Annotated in this window: 14 protein-coding genes; 12 read left to right on the top strand and 2 right to left on the bottom strand. The window is 66.9% G+C overall.

Annotation, left to right across the window (positions count from 1 at the left end; genetic code table 11):
* Positions 1-11: 11 nt before the first annotated feature.
* From ORI27_RS05625 to dtd, 12 genes are all read left to right on the top strand, one after another.
* The gene (locus ORI27_RS05625) at positions 12-875 is read left to right on the top strand and encodes an SDR family NAD(P)-dependent oxidoreductase (RefSeq protein ID WP_265995575.1); all 864 of its coding nucleotides are present in this window, start codon (positions 12-14) and stop codon (positions 873-875) included.
* A complete protein-coding gene (locus ORI27_RS05620) occupies positions 872-2,251 on the top strand; it encodes an aromatic ring-hydroxylating oxygenase subunit alpha (protein ID WP_265995574.1) in 1,380 nt (459 codons plus the stop codon). The genes ORI27_RS05625 and ORI27_RS05620 overlap by 4 nt, the downstream gene beginning before the upstream one ends.
* Positions 2,252-2,378: 127 nt before the next feature.
* The gene (locus ORI27_RS05615) at positions 2,379-4,175 is read left to right on the top strand and encodes a flavin-containing monooxygenase (RefSeq protein ID WP_265995664.1); all 1,797 of its coding nucleotides are present in this window, start codon (positions 2,379-2,381) and stop codon (positions 4,173-4,175) included.
* A gap of 82 nt (positions 4,176-4,257) precedes the next feature.
* Positions 4,258-5,172: an SDR family NAD(P)-dependent oxidoreductase gene (locus tag ORI27_RS05610; RefSeq protein WP_265995573.1), complete on the top strand. Its 915-nt coding sequence runs from the start codon at positions 4,258-4,260 to the stop codon at positions 5,170-5,172.
* Positions 5,169-6,335, top strand: a complete 1,167-nt coding sequence (locus tag ORI27_RS05605) for a CaiB/BaiF CoA transferase family protein (RefSeq protein ID WP_265995572.1) — start codon at positions 5,169-5,171, stop codon at positions 6,333-6,335. The genes ORI27_RS05610 and ORI27_RS05605 overlap by 4 nt, the downstream gene beginning before the upstream one ends.
* 2 nt (positions 6,336-6,337) lie before the next feature.
* On the top strand, positions 6,338-7,513 hold the full coding sequence (locus ORI27_RS05600) for an acyl-CoA dehydrogenase family protein (protein WP_265995571.1): 1,176 nt from the start codon (positions 6,338-6,340) through the stop codon (positions 7,511-7,513).
* A 5-nt stretch (positions 7,514-7,518) separates the two neighbouring features.
* Positions 7,519-8,436, top strand: coding sequence for an acyl-CoA dehydrogenase family protein (locus ORI27_RS05595; RefSeq protein WP_265995570.1), 918 nt, complete (start codon positions 7,519-7,521; stop codon positions 8,434-8,436).
* Positions 8,433-9,605: an acyl-CoA dehydrogenase family protein gene (locus tag ORI27_RS05590; RefSeq protein WP_265995569.1), complete on the top strand. Its 1,173-nt coding sequence runs from the start codon at positions 8,433-8,435 to the stop codon at positions 9,603-9,605. Before ORI27_RS05595 ends, ORI27_RS05590 begins: the two co-directional genes overlap by 4 nt.
* A complete protein-coding gene (locus ORI27_RS05585) occupies positions 9,605-10,579 on the top strand; it encodes an acyl-CoA dehydrogenase family protein (RefSeq protein ID WP_265995568.1) in 975 nt (324 codons plus the stop codon). Before ORI27_RS05590 ends, ORI27_RS05585 begins: the two co-directional genes overlap by 1 nt.
* A 2-nt stretch (positions 10,580-10,581) precedes the next feature.
* Entirely contained in the window at positions 10,582-12,297 is a 1,716-nt protein-coding gene (locus ORI27_RS05580) for a thiamine pyrophosphate-binding protein (protein ID WP_265995566.1), read from the top strand.
* A gap of 50 nt (positions 12,298-12,347) precedes the next feature.
* A complete protein-coding gene (locus ORI27_RS05575; RefSeq protein WP_265995565.1) occupies positions 12,348-13,784 on the top strand; it encodes an aldehyde dehydrogenase family protein in 1,437 nt (478 codons plus the stop codon).
* 28 nt (positions 13,785-13,812) lie between these two features.
* The gene (gene dtd, locus ORI27_RS05570; protein ID WP_265995564.1) at positions 13,813-14,244 is read left to right on the top strand and encodes a D-aminoacyl-tRNA deacylase; all 432 of its coding nucleotides are present in this window, start codon (positions 13,813-13,815) and stop codon (positions 14,242-14,244) included.
* Here dtd and ORI27_RS05565 read toward each other — a convergent pair.
* Entirely contained in the window at positions 14,222-15,568 is a 1,347-nt protein-coding gene (locus ORI27_RS05565; protein ID WP_265995563.1) for an MFS transporter, read from the bottom strand. The two genes, dtd and ORI27_RS05565, sit on opposite strands and share 23 nt — an antisense overlap.
* 87 nt (positions 15,569-15,655) lie before the next feature.
* Positions 15,656-16,321: a hypothetical protein gene (locus tag ORI27_RS05560; protein ID WP_265995561.1), complete on the bottom strand. Its 666-nt coding sequence runs from the start codon at positions 16,319-16,321 to the stop codon at positions 15,656-15,658.
* Positions 16,322-16,468: the final 147 nt, after the last annotated feature.

Genomic DNA, 16,468 nt, shown 5'->3' with positions numbered 1-16,468 from the left:
GTCGCGGGGTAATGCCGACGGACGCCGATCTGCTGGGCCTCGACGGCCGCGTCGTCGTGGTCGCCGGTGCTGGTGGCGGCGGCATCGGCACCACGGTCACCGAATCGGTGGCCCGCGCCGGCGCCACCGTCATCGCGGTGAGCCGCTCACCGGAGAACCTCGACAGGCATGTGGGCCCGTTGTCCGCCGCGGGCCTGCCCGTCGTTCCGGTCGCCGCCGATGTCTCGACTGACGACGGCATCGCCACCGTGCTGGACGCGGCCCGCCATACCGACGGGGACCTCTACGGATTGGTCAACGTCGCCGGCGGTGCCGGACCGTCGACCTGGATGCCGTCGACCCGGGTGTCGCGCTCGGACTGGCGGGAGCTGTTCGCCGCGAATCTCGAGACGATGTTCTTCATGAGCCAGGCCGTCGCCGAAGAGCTGCGGGTCAGCGGCCTGCCGGGATCGATCGTGTCGGTCTCGTCGATCAGCGGCATGAACACCGCGCCGCTGCACATCGCCTACGGCACCGCCAAGGCTGCCATCGTCGCGGCCACCCGCACCATGGCCGTCGAACTCGCAGCTCACGGAATCCGGGTCAACGCCGTCGCGCCCGGTGTCACCGAGACCCCGGCGTCGGGCACCTATGTCGAATCCGATCCCGACCGGGACCGCCGCGCGATCGCGATGGGCCGGCGCGGCCGGCCCGCCGAACAGGCCGGGGCCATCCTGTTTCTGCTCTCGGAGATGTCCAGCTATGTCACTGGTCAGACCCTGCTGGTCGACGGCGGGCTGAACCTGCGGTGGACACACCTCGATGCCGACAACACGTCGCTGTTCCTGAAAGACGAGACATTCCGGTCAGCCATCACACGTTGGGGGAACGCATGACGGACATCAAGGGTGCCGACACCGAGGAACTCTCCGAGCCGATGACCATCGGCACCGACGCCTATATCTCGCCGGAGTACGCCCGCGCCGAGCGAGATCGGTTGTGGCGCAAGGTGTGGCAGCAGGTGGGCCGGGTTGAGGAGCTCCCCGAGGTGGGCAGCTACCTCACCTATGACATCCTCGACGACTCCATCATCGTGGTGCGGACCTCGACCGCTGAATCGAAAGAGGCATTCGCGGCGCACCACAACGTGTGCATGCACCGGGGGCGGCGGCTGATCGACGTGCCGCCGGGCGCCAAGAACGCGCTGGGCCGGGCCCGCAAGTCCTTCGTCTGCGGATTCCACGGCTGGACGTACGGACTGGACGGGGCGTGTACCCACATCCGTGAACAGGAGGACTGGAAGGGGGCGCTCACGGGTGAGAACACCCATCTGGCTCCGGTGCGGGTCGACACCTGGGGCGGCTGGCTGTGGATCAACATGGATCCGGACTGCGAGCCGCTGGCCGACTACCTGTTCCCGGCGGCGAAGATCCTCGACCCGTTCGGACTGGAGAACATGCGCTTCAAGTGGCGCAAGTGGCTGAACTTCGACTGCAACTGGAAGGTCGCGCTGGAGGCCTTCAACGAGACCTACCACGTCTTCACCACACACCCGGAGTTCAACAAGTTCGGTGAGTTCAAGGGCTGGGCCAAGGTGCAGGGCAAGCACAGCAACATCGGCTACGACGCTCCACAGGACATGGAGGCCACCAAGTCCAAGATCCGGCTCGGTAGCGGTGCGGATCCGCGGATATCGACCGCCGAGATGCAGATCTACACCATGGAGGAGACCAACACCTCCACCACCGAGACGCTGGTGAACGCCGCCAAACGGCTTGTCGACGAGCTCCCCGAGGGCACTCCGGCCGACAAGGTGCTCGAGCACTGGCTGGCCTCGGCGCGCCGTGACGACGAGGCACGCGGAGTCATCTGGCCGACGATTCCCGCCGACGTCCTGGGGCAGAGCGGCACGGCGTGGCAGATCTTCCCCAACTTCCAGATCGGACAGGGCTTGACCGTTGCGCTGTGCTACAGCGCCCGCCCCGACCCGAGTTACGATCCCGACAAGTGCATCTTCGAAGTCTCGGTCTTCGAGCTGTACCCGAAAGGCGAAGAGCCGCAGACCGAGTGGGAGTACACGCCGCCTGGGGACCCGAACTGGCGTTCGGTGCTGCCCCAGGACTTCTCCAACATGGCGGCGGTACAGCAGGGCATGAAGTCGGCCGGATTCCCCGGGACACTGCCCAATCCCTACCGGGAGCGCAGCACCGTCAACCTGCATCACCAGCTGGCCAAGTATATGGGCACCGGCGATCCGCGAGAAATCCAGTGATTTCGGCGCGCTATCCGTCGCTGAGCGAACGAAAACGCGCCGAAATCGCGAGGGAGGAGACCAGGTGACCTACCCGGAGAAGCCCTGTGGACCAACCGATGTGCCGCAGGATGTCGACATCGAGGCCATGCGGGTCAAGTACGCCGCCGAGCGTGCGAAGCGAGTGCGCGACGAGGGCGCCGCACAGTACCTCGAACTCGACGGCGACCTGGCCGGCCTCTACGAGGTGGACCCCTACACGCCGGTCACCGAACGCGACCCGATCGACGAGGACATCGAGGTCGTGGTGCTCGGCGGTGGCTTCGCCGGCCTGCTCTCCGGTGCCTACCTGAAGAAGGCAGGTATCGGGGACGTCCGGGTGATCGACATGGCCGGCGACTTCGGCGGGGTCTGGTACTGGAACCGCTTCCCGGGCATCCAGTGCGACAACGACGCCTATTGCTACATTCCGATGCTCGAGGAACTCGACTTCCTGCCGAGCAAGAAGTTCGCCGACGGAGCCGAGATCTTCGGACATTGCCAGGCGATGGGCAAGCACTTCGGCCTCTACGACGGCGCGATCTTCTCCACTCAGGTGGAGACCATGCGCTGGGACGATTCGATCAAGCGCTGGCGGCTCACGACCAATCGCGGCGACGATATCCGCGCGCGCTTCGTCGTGATGGCCCAGGGGTCCTACAACAAGCCCAAGCTGCCCGGCATCCCCGGCATCAAGGAGTACCTCGATGCCGGCGGGCATGCCTTCCATTCCGCGCGGTGGGATTACGACTACACCGGCGGCGACGCGAGCGGTGGTCTGCACAAGCTCGCGGACAAGCGGGTCGCCCTGATCGGCACCGGCGCCACCGGAGTGCAGCTGGTACCGCACCTCGGCCGGGATGCCAAGCAGCTGTTCGTGTTCCAGCGCACCCCGTCCTCGGTGGACATGCGCGAGAACACGCCCACCGATCCGGAGTGGGCGGCCGCACTGCAGCCGGGCTGGCAGGAGGAGCGTAAGCGCAACTTCCACAACTGGTCACCGTTCGTCGGCGTGGTGTTCGGCGAGCCGGACCTGGTGTGCGACTTCTGGACCGAACTCGGCCGCAACATGACCGCCCGGATCGCGGCCAGCCCCGACCCCGCATCGCTGGGCGTCGAAGAGATCATGGCGATCCGGGAAGAAGAGGACTACAGGATCATGGAGCGGCTGCGGCGCCGCGTCGAGAGCATCGTCGAGGATCCGCAGACCGCCGAGGCGCTGAAGCCGTACTACCGGTTCATGTGTAAACGCCCGTGCTCGAGCGAGACCTACCTGCCCGCCTTCAACCTGCCCAACGTGACGTTGGTCGACGTCGCCGAGTCCAAGGGCGTGGAACGGCTCACGAAGAAGGGCATCATCGCCAACGGCGTGGAGTACGAGGTCGATTGCGTGGTGTTCGCCAGCGGGTTCGAGATCTCCACGGAGATCAGCCGCCGGTATGCGATCGACGTCATCGAGGGTCGCGACGGGTTGTCGCTGTTCGACTCCTGGCACGACAGCTACCAGACGCTGCACGGGATGACCAGCCGGGGCTTCCCCAATCAGTTCCATCTCGGGTTCATCCAGGGTGGGGTGTCGGCCAACACCACCGCGATGTTCGAGCAGCAGGCCCGCCACATCGCCTACATCATCGCCGAGGTCTCCAAGCGCGGGGCGACCACGGTGGAGCCGTCGCAGGCGGGGCAGGACAACTGGGTGAACACCGTCCGCGAACTCGCGATCGACAACTCGGCGTTCGAGCTTTCCTGCACCCCCGGTTATTACAACAACGAGGGCCGCGGGGCTTCAGAGAACAATGGTGGATTCCTCGGTCACTTCTACTCGCCCGGCTTCTACGCGTTCGACGAACTGATCGCGCAGTGGCGTGACAAGGGTGACCTCGACGGCCTGGAACTCGGACACTAGTCGCCGATGGCGCACGAAAGTAACACCAGGGCGAAAGATCCGGCGATTCCCCGCCGTGACGTTACGGTCGGCGGCGCGGGCCGTGGCTGACCGGAGGTTCGACGATCGGGTGGCCGTCATCACCGGCGCCGGCCGTGGTCTCGGCCGCGAATACGCGCTGCTGCTCGCCGGCCTGGGCGCCAAGGTCGTGGTCAACGACCCCGGAGGAGCCCTGACCGGCGAGGGTGACGACATCGGGCCGGCGCATCAGGTGGTCGACGAGATCATCGCGGCCGGCGGGGAGGCGATCGCCTCCACGGAGTCGGTGGCGACAGCGGTGGGCGGTCAGGCGATCGTCGGGGCGGCGACACAGCGGTACGGCCGGATCGACATCCTGATCCACAATGCCGGGATCGTGCGGCGCGCACCGCTGTCGGAGATGGCCGGGGAGGATTTCGACGCGGTGCTCGACGTGCACCTGCGCGGCGCGTTCCACGTTGTGCGGTCGGCTTTTCCGTTGATGTGTCAGGCCGGCTACGGTCGTATCGTCCTGACCTCGTCGATCGGTGGGCTCTATGGCAACCATGCGGTGGCCAACTACGCCGCCGCCAAGGCCGGGGTGATCGGACTGTCCGATGTCGCCGCGCTGGAAGGCGCCGAACACGGTGTGCGCTGCAACGTGATCGTCCCGGCGGCGGTGACCAGGATGGCCGAGGGGCTGGACACCTCCGCCTACCCGCCGATGGGTGCCGATCTGGTCGCCCCGGTGGTCGGCTGGCTGGCGCACGAATCCTGCTCGGTCACCGGGGAAATCCTCACCGCCATCGCGGGTCGGGTCGCCCGGGTGGTGGTCGCCGAATCCGTCGGCGTCTACCAGCCGGCGTGGACCATCGACCAGGTGGGCGCTCGCATCGAGGAGATCCGCGACATCAGCAACCCGCTGGTCTTCCCGGTGGTACCCGACGGGCACAACGCTCACATCGGCCACAGCTTCGGGATGGCAAGGGGCACAGAATGAACAGCAGCGGTCCGCTGGCGGGGGTTCGGGTCGTCGACCTCACCGCCATGGTGATGGGGCCGTACTGCACCCAGATCATGGCCGACATGGGTGCCGACGTCATCAAAGTCGAACCGCCGGAAGGGGACAACACCCGGTTCATCTCGGTCGGACCGGCCCCCGGCATGAGCGGCGTGTTCGTCAACGTGAACCGCGGTAAGCGCAGTGTGGTGCTCGATCTGCGCACCGACACAGGCCGGGAAGCCTTGCGCGCCCTCATCGCCCGAGCCGATGTCTTCATCCACTCGATGCGGGCCAAGGCGATCGCCAAGCTGGGCTTCGACTATGAGACGGTCTCGGTGATCAATCCGCGCATCGTCTACACCAACTGCTACGGGTACGGTCGCCGGGGTCCGGAACGGGACCGGCCCGCCTACGACGACACCATTCAGGCCGAATGCGGGATTCCCGCCGTCCAGGAACAACTGACCGGGGATGCCAACTATGTCGGCACCATCATGGCGGACAAGGTAGCCGGACTCACCGCCCTGTACTCGACCATGATGGCGCTGTTCCACCGTGAACGCACCGGTGAGGGGCAGGAGGTCGAGGTCGGCATGTTCGAGACCATGGCCTCCTTCATGCTGGTCGAGCACGCCAACGGCGCGATGTTCGACCCTCCGCTGGGGCCCGCCGTCTACCCGCGCACCGTCGCGCCCAATCGCCGCCCCTATCGCACCGCCGACGGCCAGATCGCGGCGCTGATCTACAACGACAAGCACTGGAACGCGTTCATCAACGCGGTGCAACCGCCCTGGGTGACCGACGAGCACGCGACGCTCGAACAACGCGCCCAGCAGATCGACACCGTGTACGGCTTGGTGGCCAAAACACTCGAGGAACGCACCACCGCCGAATGGCTGGCGCTGTTCGGTGAACTGGAGATACCGGCGGCGCCGATCAACACCCCGGATGCGTTGTTCGATGACCCGCATCTCAATGCGGTCGGGCTGTTCGAGACGGTGCAGACCCAATACGGTCCGGTTCGGTTCCCTGGCGTCCCGACGTGGTTCTCCCGCACACCGGGACACGTTCGTGGTCCGGCGCCGGAGCTGGGCGCCGACACCCAGGACGTCCTGAGCGAACTGGAGCTTTCCGATGCCGAAACCGGGGAGGTGGTCTGAGGGTGGAATTTCAGATGGGTGAGCAGGCCGACGAGTTGCGGACCGAACTGCGCTCGTTGGTGAAAGAACAAGTCCCCGAACACTTCCTGGGTGCCTTCACCGACGATCCGGCGGATCTCGAAACAGCCCAGCAGTTCTGCCGCACACTGGCGCGGCGCCACCTGCTGTGCATGGCCTGGCCCGAGCAGTTCGGCGGCCGGGAGGCATCGGTCTGGGAGCAGACCGTGGTGCGCGAGGAGATGTGGGCCCACCACGAACCACGCGGTGCCCAGTACATGGGGGTGAACTGGGTCGGGCCGATCATCATGAAGCACGGCACCGCGGAGCAGCAGCGCAGGCACCTGCCACCCATCGCGGCCGGTGAGGTGATCTGGTGCCAGGGCTTCTCCGAGCCGGAAGCCGGATCCGATCTGGCGTCGTTGCGGACCACAGCGCGCCGAGCCGCGGACGGGTCGGACGGCTGGCTGGTGAGCGGGCAGAAGATCTGGACGTCCTACGCCACCATGGCGCAATGGTGTTTCCTGCTGGCCCGCACCACCAGGGTCGGCGACGGTGGCGTCGCCAAGAAGCAGCAGGGCCTGACGATCTTCCTGGTTCCGATGAACGATCCGGCCATCCAAGTCCGGCCGATCCGCACGATGTTGGGCCCCCACCACCTCAACGAGGTGTTCTTCGACGACCTGCGCGTCACCGAGGCCGACGTGCTGGGCACCGTCGACGACGGATGGTCGATCGTGCAGGACGTGATGTCCTTCGAACGTGTCGGCATCGCGCGCTACGCCCGCTGCGAGCGGCTGTTGGCCGCCGCCCCTACCGTTCTCGGCGATCGGTGGGAGGAGTTGCCCGCCGAGTTGCGGGGACGGTGGGTGCGGATGCTCACCCACTGCCGCCGGGCCCGGTTGATGGCGTACCGGGTGGTCGAGTTGCAGAACAGTGGCCAGATCAAACCCGGCGACGCCGCCGCCTATCGGATCGCGGTGACCAAGCTGGATCAGGACAGCGCCGAGGTGCTCACCGACATCGCCGCCGAAGTTGCCCATGATGATCCGCGAGCCGGGTGGTTCCTCGGTGAGGTCGAGGACCATTGGCGGTACTCGCAGGCTTCCACGGTGTCCTCGGGCAGCATCGAGATGCAGCGCATCCTGTTGTCCCGCTCGTTGCTGGCCGGGGCGAAGTGAGCGACATGCTTCTTGACCTGGGCAAGGATGCCAAAGAGTATGGCCGCCAGGCGCTTCGCGCGTTCGAGATGGCCGGCGGCGATCAGTTGGTGCAACAAGCCGAGACCAAGCCGGAGCTACGCGACTCGCTGGTCGGACCGGCGCTGGCCGAACTCGGGGCGTTCGATCTCGATCCGCGCACCGACCCGGACGGTTTGGAGGCGGCGGCGGCGCTGTGCCGCAGCGCGGGCTACTGGGCGCTGCCTTACCCGGTCGCCGAGCGGTTGGCGGTCCCCACCGATCTGGACTCCGACGGGCTGGTCGTGGTGGCGCAGAATCGGCCGGCGGCAGCACTGGCCGGTCTGGAAAGCCGTTGGACCGCAGTCACAGTGGCCGGTGACCGGAGCAGTGTCACCGGTCGTGGCCCGGCGGGACCGGCCTTTGTCACGGAGCTCGAACTGAGCGCGCTGGATGCCGGGGGCGCCGCCGACGTCCCGCTCGGGTTGGTGTTGCCGTGTTGGACGTTGCTGGGCATGCTCGACCGCGCGCTGGAACTCACGATCGCGCACGTCAGCCTCCGCAAGCAGTTCGGCCAGACGCTGTCGTCCTTCCAGGGCGTGCAGTTTCAGCTGACCGACGCGGAGGTGGAGCGCAGCGGTGTCGACATCCTGGCGAAATATGCGCTGTGGAGTATCGCCACCGGGCGTCCCGAGGCGCTCGATGACGCACTGGCGTTGCGGATGGCGGCCCTGGAAGCCGCCGAAGTCGTGTTCCGGGTATGTCATCAGCTGCACGGTGCCACGGGATTCTGCGATGAAACCACGCTGTCCTGGCTGTCGCGGTACAGCCAGCCACTGCGGCGGTTGCCGTGGGGAATCTCGGCGACCCGGGATCACTTGACCCGCACCGTCGGCGCCCACGGCTTGAGCGGGTTGTACACGTGACGGGGGTCAGCGAACTGGCGGAATTCCGTGCCACCGTCCGGCGCTGGTGCGCCGAACATGTACCCGAGGATTGGCGGCAAGCCCAGACCGGAGTCGGCGAAAACGAATTCGTCGCGTTCCAGAAACACTGGTTCGCCGAACTGCACAGCGCAGGGTATGCCGTGCCGCACTGGCCGGCGCGGTGGGGCGGCGGGATGTCGGTGCCCGAACAGGTTGTGCTGTATCAGGAATTGGCCGCGGCCGACGCACCCCGACTGGTGCTGGCGTTCGTCGGTATCCACCACGCGGCGTCCACGCTGTTGGTGGCCGGCACCGACGACCAACGACAGCGCCATCTCCCGGCGATCCTGGACGGTGAGATCTGGGTGCAGGGATTCTCCGAACCGGACGCCGGATCGGATCTGGCCGCGCTGCGCACGACGGCCCGCAAGGACGGCGCCAACTATGTGGTGAACGGGCAGAAGCTCTGGGCCAGTGGAGGTGCGCACGCCGACTGGTGTCTGCTACTGGCCCGCACCGATCCCGATGCGCCCAAACGAAAGGGAATTTCGTACTTTTTGCTGGACATGACCACCCCGGGTGTCGAGGTGCGCCCGATCCGCAATGCCATCGGCGACTCGCATTTCTGCGAGATCTTCCTCGACGGTGTGGAAATCCCCGCAGCCAATCTGGTCGGTGGCCAGAACCAGGGCTGGCAGGTCGCGCAGGCGACCCTGGGCGCCGAGCGGGGCATGACGATGCTGGAATTGGCCGAGCGGCTGGGCAATGCGGGCTTCCGCTGGCTGGTGGACTCGAGCCCGGTCGACGAGCCGGTCGTCGCGGACCGATTGGCCCAGTTCGAGATCGAATTGACCGGTCTGCGTGGACTGTGCCGCGATCTGGTGCAGCGGAGCGAGGCCGGCGACGCCGGGCCGGCGGATGCGTCGATCGTGAAGTTGTTCTACAGCGAATTGCTGCAGCGGATCACCGATTTCGCCACCGAGATCGGCGGCCTGGAAGTTCACACCCAATTGGCCAAGCCGATGTCGAGTGGGTGGGAGTCGGGTGCCTGGATGCTGGATTTCATCGGTTCCTGGGAGTGGACCATCCCCGGCGGCGCCAGTGAGATCCAACGCACCATCATCGGTGAACGCGGCCTGGGCCTGCCCCGAGAGCCGAGCACTGCGTAATGGCGACACAGATTTCAGAATTCGACGAATTCCACGCCGAACTCCGCTCGGTGGCGGGGGATCTACTGGCCAAGGACAAGACGGTCGACTGGGCGGTGCTGGCTGACGCGGGGTGGACCGGGCTCGAAGTGCCCGAGCACCTCGGCGGTGCCGGGGCGACCTTCGCCGAGGTGGCCGTGATCTGTGAGGAGATGGGACGCGCGGTGAGCGTCAACAGCTTCCTCGGCAGCGCGGTGCTGGCGGTCGGTGCGGTCAATGCGTTGCAGCCCAGCGAAGCCCGCGATCGGCTGCTGGCAGATATCGCCTCCGGCGCCAGTCGGGTGGCCGTGGCATTCGAACCGCTGGAATTCGTGCCCGACGCCGAAGGCGCCGACCGGATTCTGATGATCGAGGGCGACGTGGTCATCGAGCGTGCTGTGACGGTCACCCCGCAGCCCGTGCTGGACGAGACGCGCCGGCTGGCCGTGGTCACCGCGGCGGGTGAGGTCACCCACGTGCATCGCTTCGCCGGGGACCCACAGGCCCAGGTCCACCGCCTGCGTGACCGAGCCGCCGTCGCGGTGGCGTGTGACAGTCTCGGCGTCGCCGAGGCCATGCTCGCCGCCACGGTCGGTTATGCGAAGGTTCGCCGGCAGTTCGACAGGCCCATCGGCTCGTTCCAGGCCGTCAAGCACGCCTGCGCCGACATGCAGGTCACCGTCGCCGTGTCCCGCCAATTGGTCAGCGCCGCAGTCCAAGCCATCGGTGCGAACCAACCTGATGCCGCCACCGCGGCCGCGATGGCCAAGGCCTACGCCGGCAGTGCTGCCGTCGACATTGCCGGCAAGGCGATGCAGTTGCACGGCGGGATCGGCTACACGTGGGAAAGCGGTATCCACGTCTATCTCAAACGTGCCGCCCTCAACCGTTCGCTGTTCGGGTCCCCGACAGTGCACCGCCAACGACTCGCACAACGATATCGAGCAAGGAGCTAGACATGGGTGTACCGGTTTACAAACGCATTCTCGACCTGTTCGAGGCCGAGGGTGTGAACACACTGTTCGGTATCCCGGACCCGAACTTCGTGCACATGTTCACCGAAGCCGACGCGCGCGGCTGGTCGGTGGTGGCCCCGCACCACGAGCTGAGTGCGGGCTTCATGGCCGAGGCCGCGTCGCGAATGACCGGCAGGCCCGGTCTGTGCATCGGCACCCTGGGCCCCGGCGTCGCGAATATCGCCGGGGCGATGATGTGCGCGCTCGTCGAGAATTCACCGGTGATCTTCCTCGGCGGGCAGCGCGCCCGCATCACCGAGCGCAGGGTGCGCCGCGGCCGGATCCAGTTCGTCCAGCAGGAGGGCCTGTTCGCGCCCTCGGTCAAGTACAGCAGCTCCATCGAGTACGCCGACCAGACCGACGAGATCATCCACGAGGCCATCCGCCGGGCGATGTCGGGCACCCCGGGCCCGTCCTATGTCGAGTTCCCGTCGCATGTCATCCTCGACGAGCTGGACGTCGATGCGGCGCCGGCGCCGTCCAGCTACCGGCTGGTCAACCAGGGCGCGGGCAGCCGCGAGGTGGCCGAGGCCGTGCAGCTGATCCGCGAGGCCAAGAGCCCGGTGCTGCTGGTCGGCCACGGTGTGCACACGTCCCGCACCCAGCAGGAGGTCAAGGCGCTGGCCGAACTGATGGCCTGCCCGGTGATCCAGACCTCCGGGGGCACGTCGTTCATCCCGGGCCTGCAGGATCGGACGTTCCCATATCTGTTCTCCCCGGCCGCCAACCAGGCCGTCGAGGAATCCGACTTGTGCGTCGCCCTGGGCACCGAACTCGGCGAACCCATGCACTACGGCCGAACCCAGCATTGGGCCGCCAACAATGCGAACCGCAAATGGGTCTACGTCGAGCAGGACCCGACCGCCATCGGCGTCAACCGGCCGGTCGACGTGGCGCTGGTTGGCGATCTGCGCGGCGTGGTGCCACAGCTGGTCGAGGCGCTGCGCGACACCCCGCGTGCCCCGTCGGCCAACCTGGCGAGCCTGATCAAGGCCGACGCTGCGGAGCTGGCCCAGGTGGCCGAGGACGCCCCGACCGGGCGCACCCCGATTCATCCCGCCCGCTACGTCGTCGAGGCGACCAAGGCGTTCGACGAGAACGCCGCCGACGGCATCATGGTTCGCGATGGCGGCGCGACCGTGATCTTCGGTTGGACCTACTCGCAGGCCAAGCCCCGGGACGTGATCTGGAACCAGAACTTCGGCCACCTGGGGACCGGTCTGCCCTACGCGGTGGGCGCCTCGGTCGCCGACGGCGGCAAACGTCCGGTCATGCTGCTGACGTCGGACTCGGCGTTCCTGTTCCACATCGCCGAGCTGGAGACCGCGGTCCGGCAGAACCTGCCGCTGGTGTGCGTGGTCGGCGTCGACCACCAGTGGGGCCTCGAGGTGGGCGTCTACAAGCGCACCTTCGCCCAGCCGTCCCCGCAGCCCGGTGTGCACTGGAGCAAGGACGTCCGGATGGACAAGGTCGCCGAGGGTTTCGGCTGCCACGGCGAGTACGTCGAGAAGGAGGACGAGATCGGGCCGGCGATCACCCGCGCCTACGCCAGTGGAAAAGTCGGCGTGGTGCACGTATGCATCGATCCGAAGGCCAACTCCGAGGAGATGCCGAAGTACGACCGGTTCCGGACCTGGTATGCCGAAGGCACCCAATGACGCCGATTGATGAGCAAGGATTCACCGCAAGGATCGAGGAGGACACAGCCATGCGCGAATATTTGAAGTTCTACATCGACGGGAAGTGGGTCGACCCGGTCGAGCTGCGGACCCTGGACGTCGACAACCCCACCACCGAGCAGGTCAGCGGCAAGATCGCCCTCGGTGCCGAGGCGGACGTGGACAAGGCGGTCCGGGCCGCGCGCAAGGCATTCGGCAGCTGGTCGCAGTCCTCTCGAGAACAACGCCTCGACGTGCTGCAGGCCGTGATGGGCGAATACCAGAAGCGCGCCGGTGACCTCGCCGACGCGGTCCACGAGGAGATGGGTGCGCCGCCGACCCTGGCCGCCGGGCCGCAGGTCCAGATGGGCCTTGCCCATCTCGCCACGGCCATCGACGTGCTGAAGAACTACTCCTTCGAGGAGCCGCATGGGGCCACCATGGTGGTCAAGGAACCGATCGGGGTGTGCGGACTGATCACGCCGTGGAACTGGCCGATCAACCAGATCGCCTGCAAGGTGTTCCCGGCGCTGGCGGCCGGCTGCACGATGGTGCTCAAGCCCTCGGAGGTCGCGCCGTATTCCGGCCAGATCTTCACCGAGGTCGTCGCCGCGGCGGGACTGCCGGCCGGCGTGTACAACATGGTGCTCGGCGACGGGCCCGGCGTCGGGGCGGCCCTGTCCAGCCACCCCGGTATCGACATGGTGTCGTTCACCGGTTCGACGCGCGCCGGCATCGAGGTCGCACGCAACGCCGCACCGACGGTCAAGCGGGTGGCTCAGGAACTCGGCGGCAAGAGCCCCAACATCGTGCTCGACGACGAGGCCTTCGCGCAGAGCGTGACGGCGGGCGTCGCGGTGATGATGATGAACTCCGGCCAGAGTTGCAACGCCCCGTCGCGGATGCTGGTGCCGCGTTCGCGGATGGACGAGGCCGTCACGGTCGCCAGGGCGACCGCCGAGGGGGTGAAGGTCGGTGACTTGAGCGACAATTCGGCGATCGGCCCGGTGGCCTCGCGCGTGCAGTTCGACAAGGTCCAGGGCCTGATCCAGAAGGGCATCGACGAGGGTGCGACGGTGGTCGCCGGCGGGCCCGGCCGGCCCGAAGGACTGTCCACGGGCTACTACGTGCGCCCGACCGTGTTCGCCGGGGTGGACAACGACATGACGATCGCGCGCGAAGAGATCTTCGGACCGGTGCTGTGCATCCTCGGCTATGACGACCTGGATCAGGCCATCGAGATCGGCAATGACACCGACTACGGCCTCTACGGCTACGTCTCGGGAGCCGACCTGGACCAAGCACGCGCCCTGGCACGCCGGATTCGTGCCGGTGCGGTGACCATCAACCATGCGTTCGACATCAGCGCGCCGTTCGGCGGCTACAAGCAGAGCGGCAACGGCCGCGAGTGGGGCGAAGAGGGGCTCGAGGAATTCCTGGAGTCCAAGTCCATCCTGGGTTACGCGCCGGCCGGCGCAGAGGAGTAGGGGCCGGCACCGGCTAGCATCGGCACCCATGCGGGTGCTGGTGCAGCGGGTCACGTCGGCGTCGGTGTCGGTGGGCGGCGAGGTGGTCGGCGAAATTCGGCCGCCCGGCCAGGGTTTGCTCGCGCTGGTCGGCGTCACCCACACCGATACCGAGGACATCGCCCGCCGGCTGAGTGAAAAGCTCTGGCAGTTGCGGATTCTCGACGAGGAGCGGTCGGCCGCCGACACCGGTGCACCGATCCTGGTGGTCAGTCAGTTCACGCTGTACGCCAATACCACCAAAGGCCGTAGGCCGACCTGGAACGCGGCCGCCCCGGGCACGGTCGCCGAACCGCTGGTCACCGTGTTTGCCGATGCACTGCGGGCGTTGGGCGCGCACGTCGAAACCGGCGCGTTCGGCGCCGACATGCAGGTCGCGCTGGTCAACGACGGGCCGGTCACGGTGCTGCTGGAGCTCTGATCCCGAGACTCTGCAGGGGTTTGGCGGCGGTCTCGCGCAGCGTCAGCACCGTGGCCAGGGACACCACGGCCGCGATGACGATGTAAATGGCTGCGGCATAGTCATTCCCGGTGCGGGCGGACAGCAGCGTGACCACGTAGGGGGTGGTTCCGCCGAACACCGCCACCGACACGTTATAGCCGATCGACAACCCGCTGTAGCGCACCCGGGTGGCGAACAGCTCGGCGGCCGCCACCAGTGATACCGAGACGAACACCGCCTCCACGGCGGCCAGCAGGCAGTGCGCCAGGACGGCGGCCACCAGTGTCCCCGAATTCAACAGCAGGAACGCTGGATACGCCAACACCGCGAAGCCGGCCGCGCCGCCGATCAGCAGCGGCCGTCGCCCGATCCGGTCCGACAGCGCCGCCAGCGGCAGAATCAGCACCAGCGCGACAACGGTCGCCGTGGTGATCGAGACGAATGAGGCGGTTTTCGAAAAGTGCAGGGTCTTGATGAAATAGGTTGGCAGATAGGTGAACACCACGTAGAAGCCGATGTTGTGGATGATCATCAGGCCGATGACCTGAACGATGGGCTGCCACGCCGTGGTGACGGCCTCCCGTAGCGGCGATTCGGCGACCCCCTCGGTGTCGGAGAGTTCGGTGAACGCGGGGGTGTCCTCCAGGCGCAGCCGGATGTAGAGCCCGACCAGGCCCAGCGGAGCCGCCAGCAGGAACGGAATCCGCCAGCCGTAGCTTTCCATGGCGCCGTCGGGGAGTGCGGCGGCCAGCAGCGTCACGGTGAGCGAGCCGAGCAGGAACCCCACCATGGCCGACCACACCAGGAACCCGACCACCACCCCGCGCCGGCGATCGGCCGAGAACTCGGCGAGATAACATGCGCCGCCACCATATTCACCACCCGCGGAGAAGCCCTGCAGGCAGCGCAGCAGCAGAAGCCCCAGCGGGGACAGCACTCCCGCGGCGGCGTAGGTGGGTAGCAGTCCGATCGCCAGCGTCGAACCCGACATCAGCAGAATCACCAGCGCCAGCACACGTTGCCGGCCGATGCGATCACCCAGCGGGCCGAAGAAGAAGCCGCCGAGCGGGCGCATGAAGAATGCCGCGGCGAAGATCGCGAAGGTGTTCAGCAGTGCGGCCGTCTCGTTGCCCGGCGGAAAGAACTTCACCGAGATGAACGTGGCGAGAAACGCATAGATCGCGAAGTCGTACCACTCCACGGCGTTCCCGATCGACGCCCCCGTGATCACCCGGCGAAGGGGGGATCTGTTCGCTATGTGATCACCGGTCGGCAAAGTCTGTTCTCCTGCAATCGAAGTCATCCGAACGATAACGTCAATTCACAGTTGGGGCAGGCGGGTACGGGGTAAGCGAGCCGCTTACTCCCAGTCTGGCCGGGTAGCTCGCCCTCAGAACCGCATCCCGCCGGTGACCCGAGTCGCCGTGACCGGTGTCGCGTCGATTGTCGCGCTCCAGGTGCCGTATCGCATCGGCGGTGCCTGCCGCATCTGCTGATCGATACGCATCTGGCGGACCTGGTCGCGATACTGCTGCTGCTCGGCGGCGAGTTGGTCGGTGACCTTGTGATCGCCCGGCGCGCTGTTGTCCATCACGCCCATCATCGTGCGGTTCGGCCTGACGACCCACGAGGCCCTGGTGCCGCCCATCGTCGCGGTGTAGATGCCGGCCGGGGCGGCGACGGCCGGGGCGCTGAACGTGCGCGAGGTGCCGCCGTCGTTCATCGTGACCGTGCCACTGAGCTGCGAGCCGTCGTAGACCGCGTCGATCCGGTCGGCGTACATCGATGTCAAATGCATCGTGCCGGCGGTCTGGGTGCCGAAGAACCAGGCCTCCTCGTCGGTGCCGTTGGTGGCATACGCCGCGACCTTGTCGCCGTCGACCGTGACGGCCATCGTCATCGGATTCTCGCCGGCGGATGTCATGTCCGCGATGTAGGTGCCTTCGGCTGGCATGGTGGCGGCACCCGCGGTGCCGGCGCCGAGTGCAATGGTCACAGCGATGTTCGCGATGGCGATCACGGCGCCGGCCACGAGTCCGCGTGTGCTCGGTGTCATGGTGAGACGTCCTCCTTGAGTGCTGACACCCCGATGGCGTCCGCGTCCGCGACGTGGTGGTCGGCGCGGCGCCGACCGTTACGCAGCCAGAGCAAGAAAGGTGGGTATTACCGGGGGGTCGACTCGGTTCACCGGATGTGGACGGCC

Origin of the sequence: Mycobacterium pinniadriaticum (assembly GCF_026242045.1) — a bacterium.
Lineage (GTDB): Bacteria > Actinomycetota > Actinomycetes > Mycobacteriales > Mycobacteriaceae > Mycobacterium > Mycobacterium pinniadriaticum.
This window is presented reverse-complemented; position numbering and strand designations above follow the sequence as displayed.

Bases quoted from the DNA above. Each gene is read 5' to 3' on its own strand.
- ORI27_RS05625 (WP_265995575.1), top strand. From the start codon at position 12: ATGCCGACGGACGCCGATCTGCTGGGCCTCGACGGCCGCGTCGTCGTG.
- ORI27_RS05620 (WP_265995574.1), top strand. From the start codon at position 872: ATGACGGACATCAAGGGTGCCGACACCGAGGAACTCTCCGAGCCGATG.
- ORI27_RS05615 (WP_265995664.1), top strand. From the start codon at position 2,379: ATGCGGGTCAAGTACGCCGCCGAGCGTGCGAAGCGAGTGCGCGACGAG.
- ORI27_RS05605 (WP_265995572.1), top strand. From the start codon at position 5,169: ATGAACAGCAGCGGTCCGCTGGCGGGGGTTCGGGTCGTCGACCTCACC.
- ORI27_RS05595 (WP_265995570.1), top strand. From the start codon at position 7,519: ATGCTTCTTGACCTGGGCAAGGATGCCAAAGAGTATGGCCGCCAGGCG.
- ORI27_RS05585 (WP_265995568.1), top strand. From the start codon at position 9,605: ATGGCGACACAGATTTCAGAATTCGACGAATTCCACGCCGAACTCCGC.
- ORI27_RS05580 (WP_265995566.1), top strand. From the start codon at position 10,582: ATGGGTGTACCGGTTTACAAACGCATTCTCGACCTGTTCGAGGCCGAG.
- ORI27_RS05575 (WP_265995565.1), top strand. From the start codon at position 12,348: ATGCGCGAATATTTGAAGTTCTACATCGACGGGAAGTGGGTCGACCCG.
- dtd (WP_265995564.1), top strand. From the start codon at position 13,813: ATGCGGGTGCTGGTGCAGCGGGTCACGTCGGCGTCGGTGTCGGTGGGC.
- ORI27_RS05565 (WP_265995563.1), bottom strand. From the start codon at position 15,568: ATGACTTCGATTGCAGGAGAACAGACTTTGCCGACCGGTGATCACATA.
- ORI27_RS05560 (WP_265995561.1), bottom strand. From the start codon at position 16,321: ATGACACCGAGCACACGCGGACTCGTGGCCGGCGCCGTGATCGCCATC.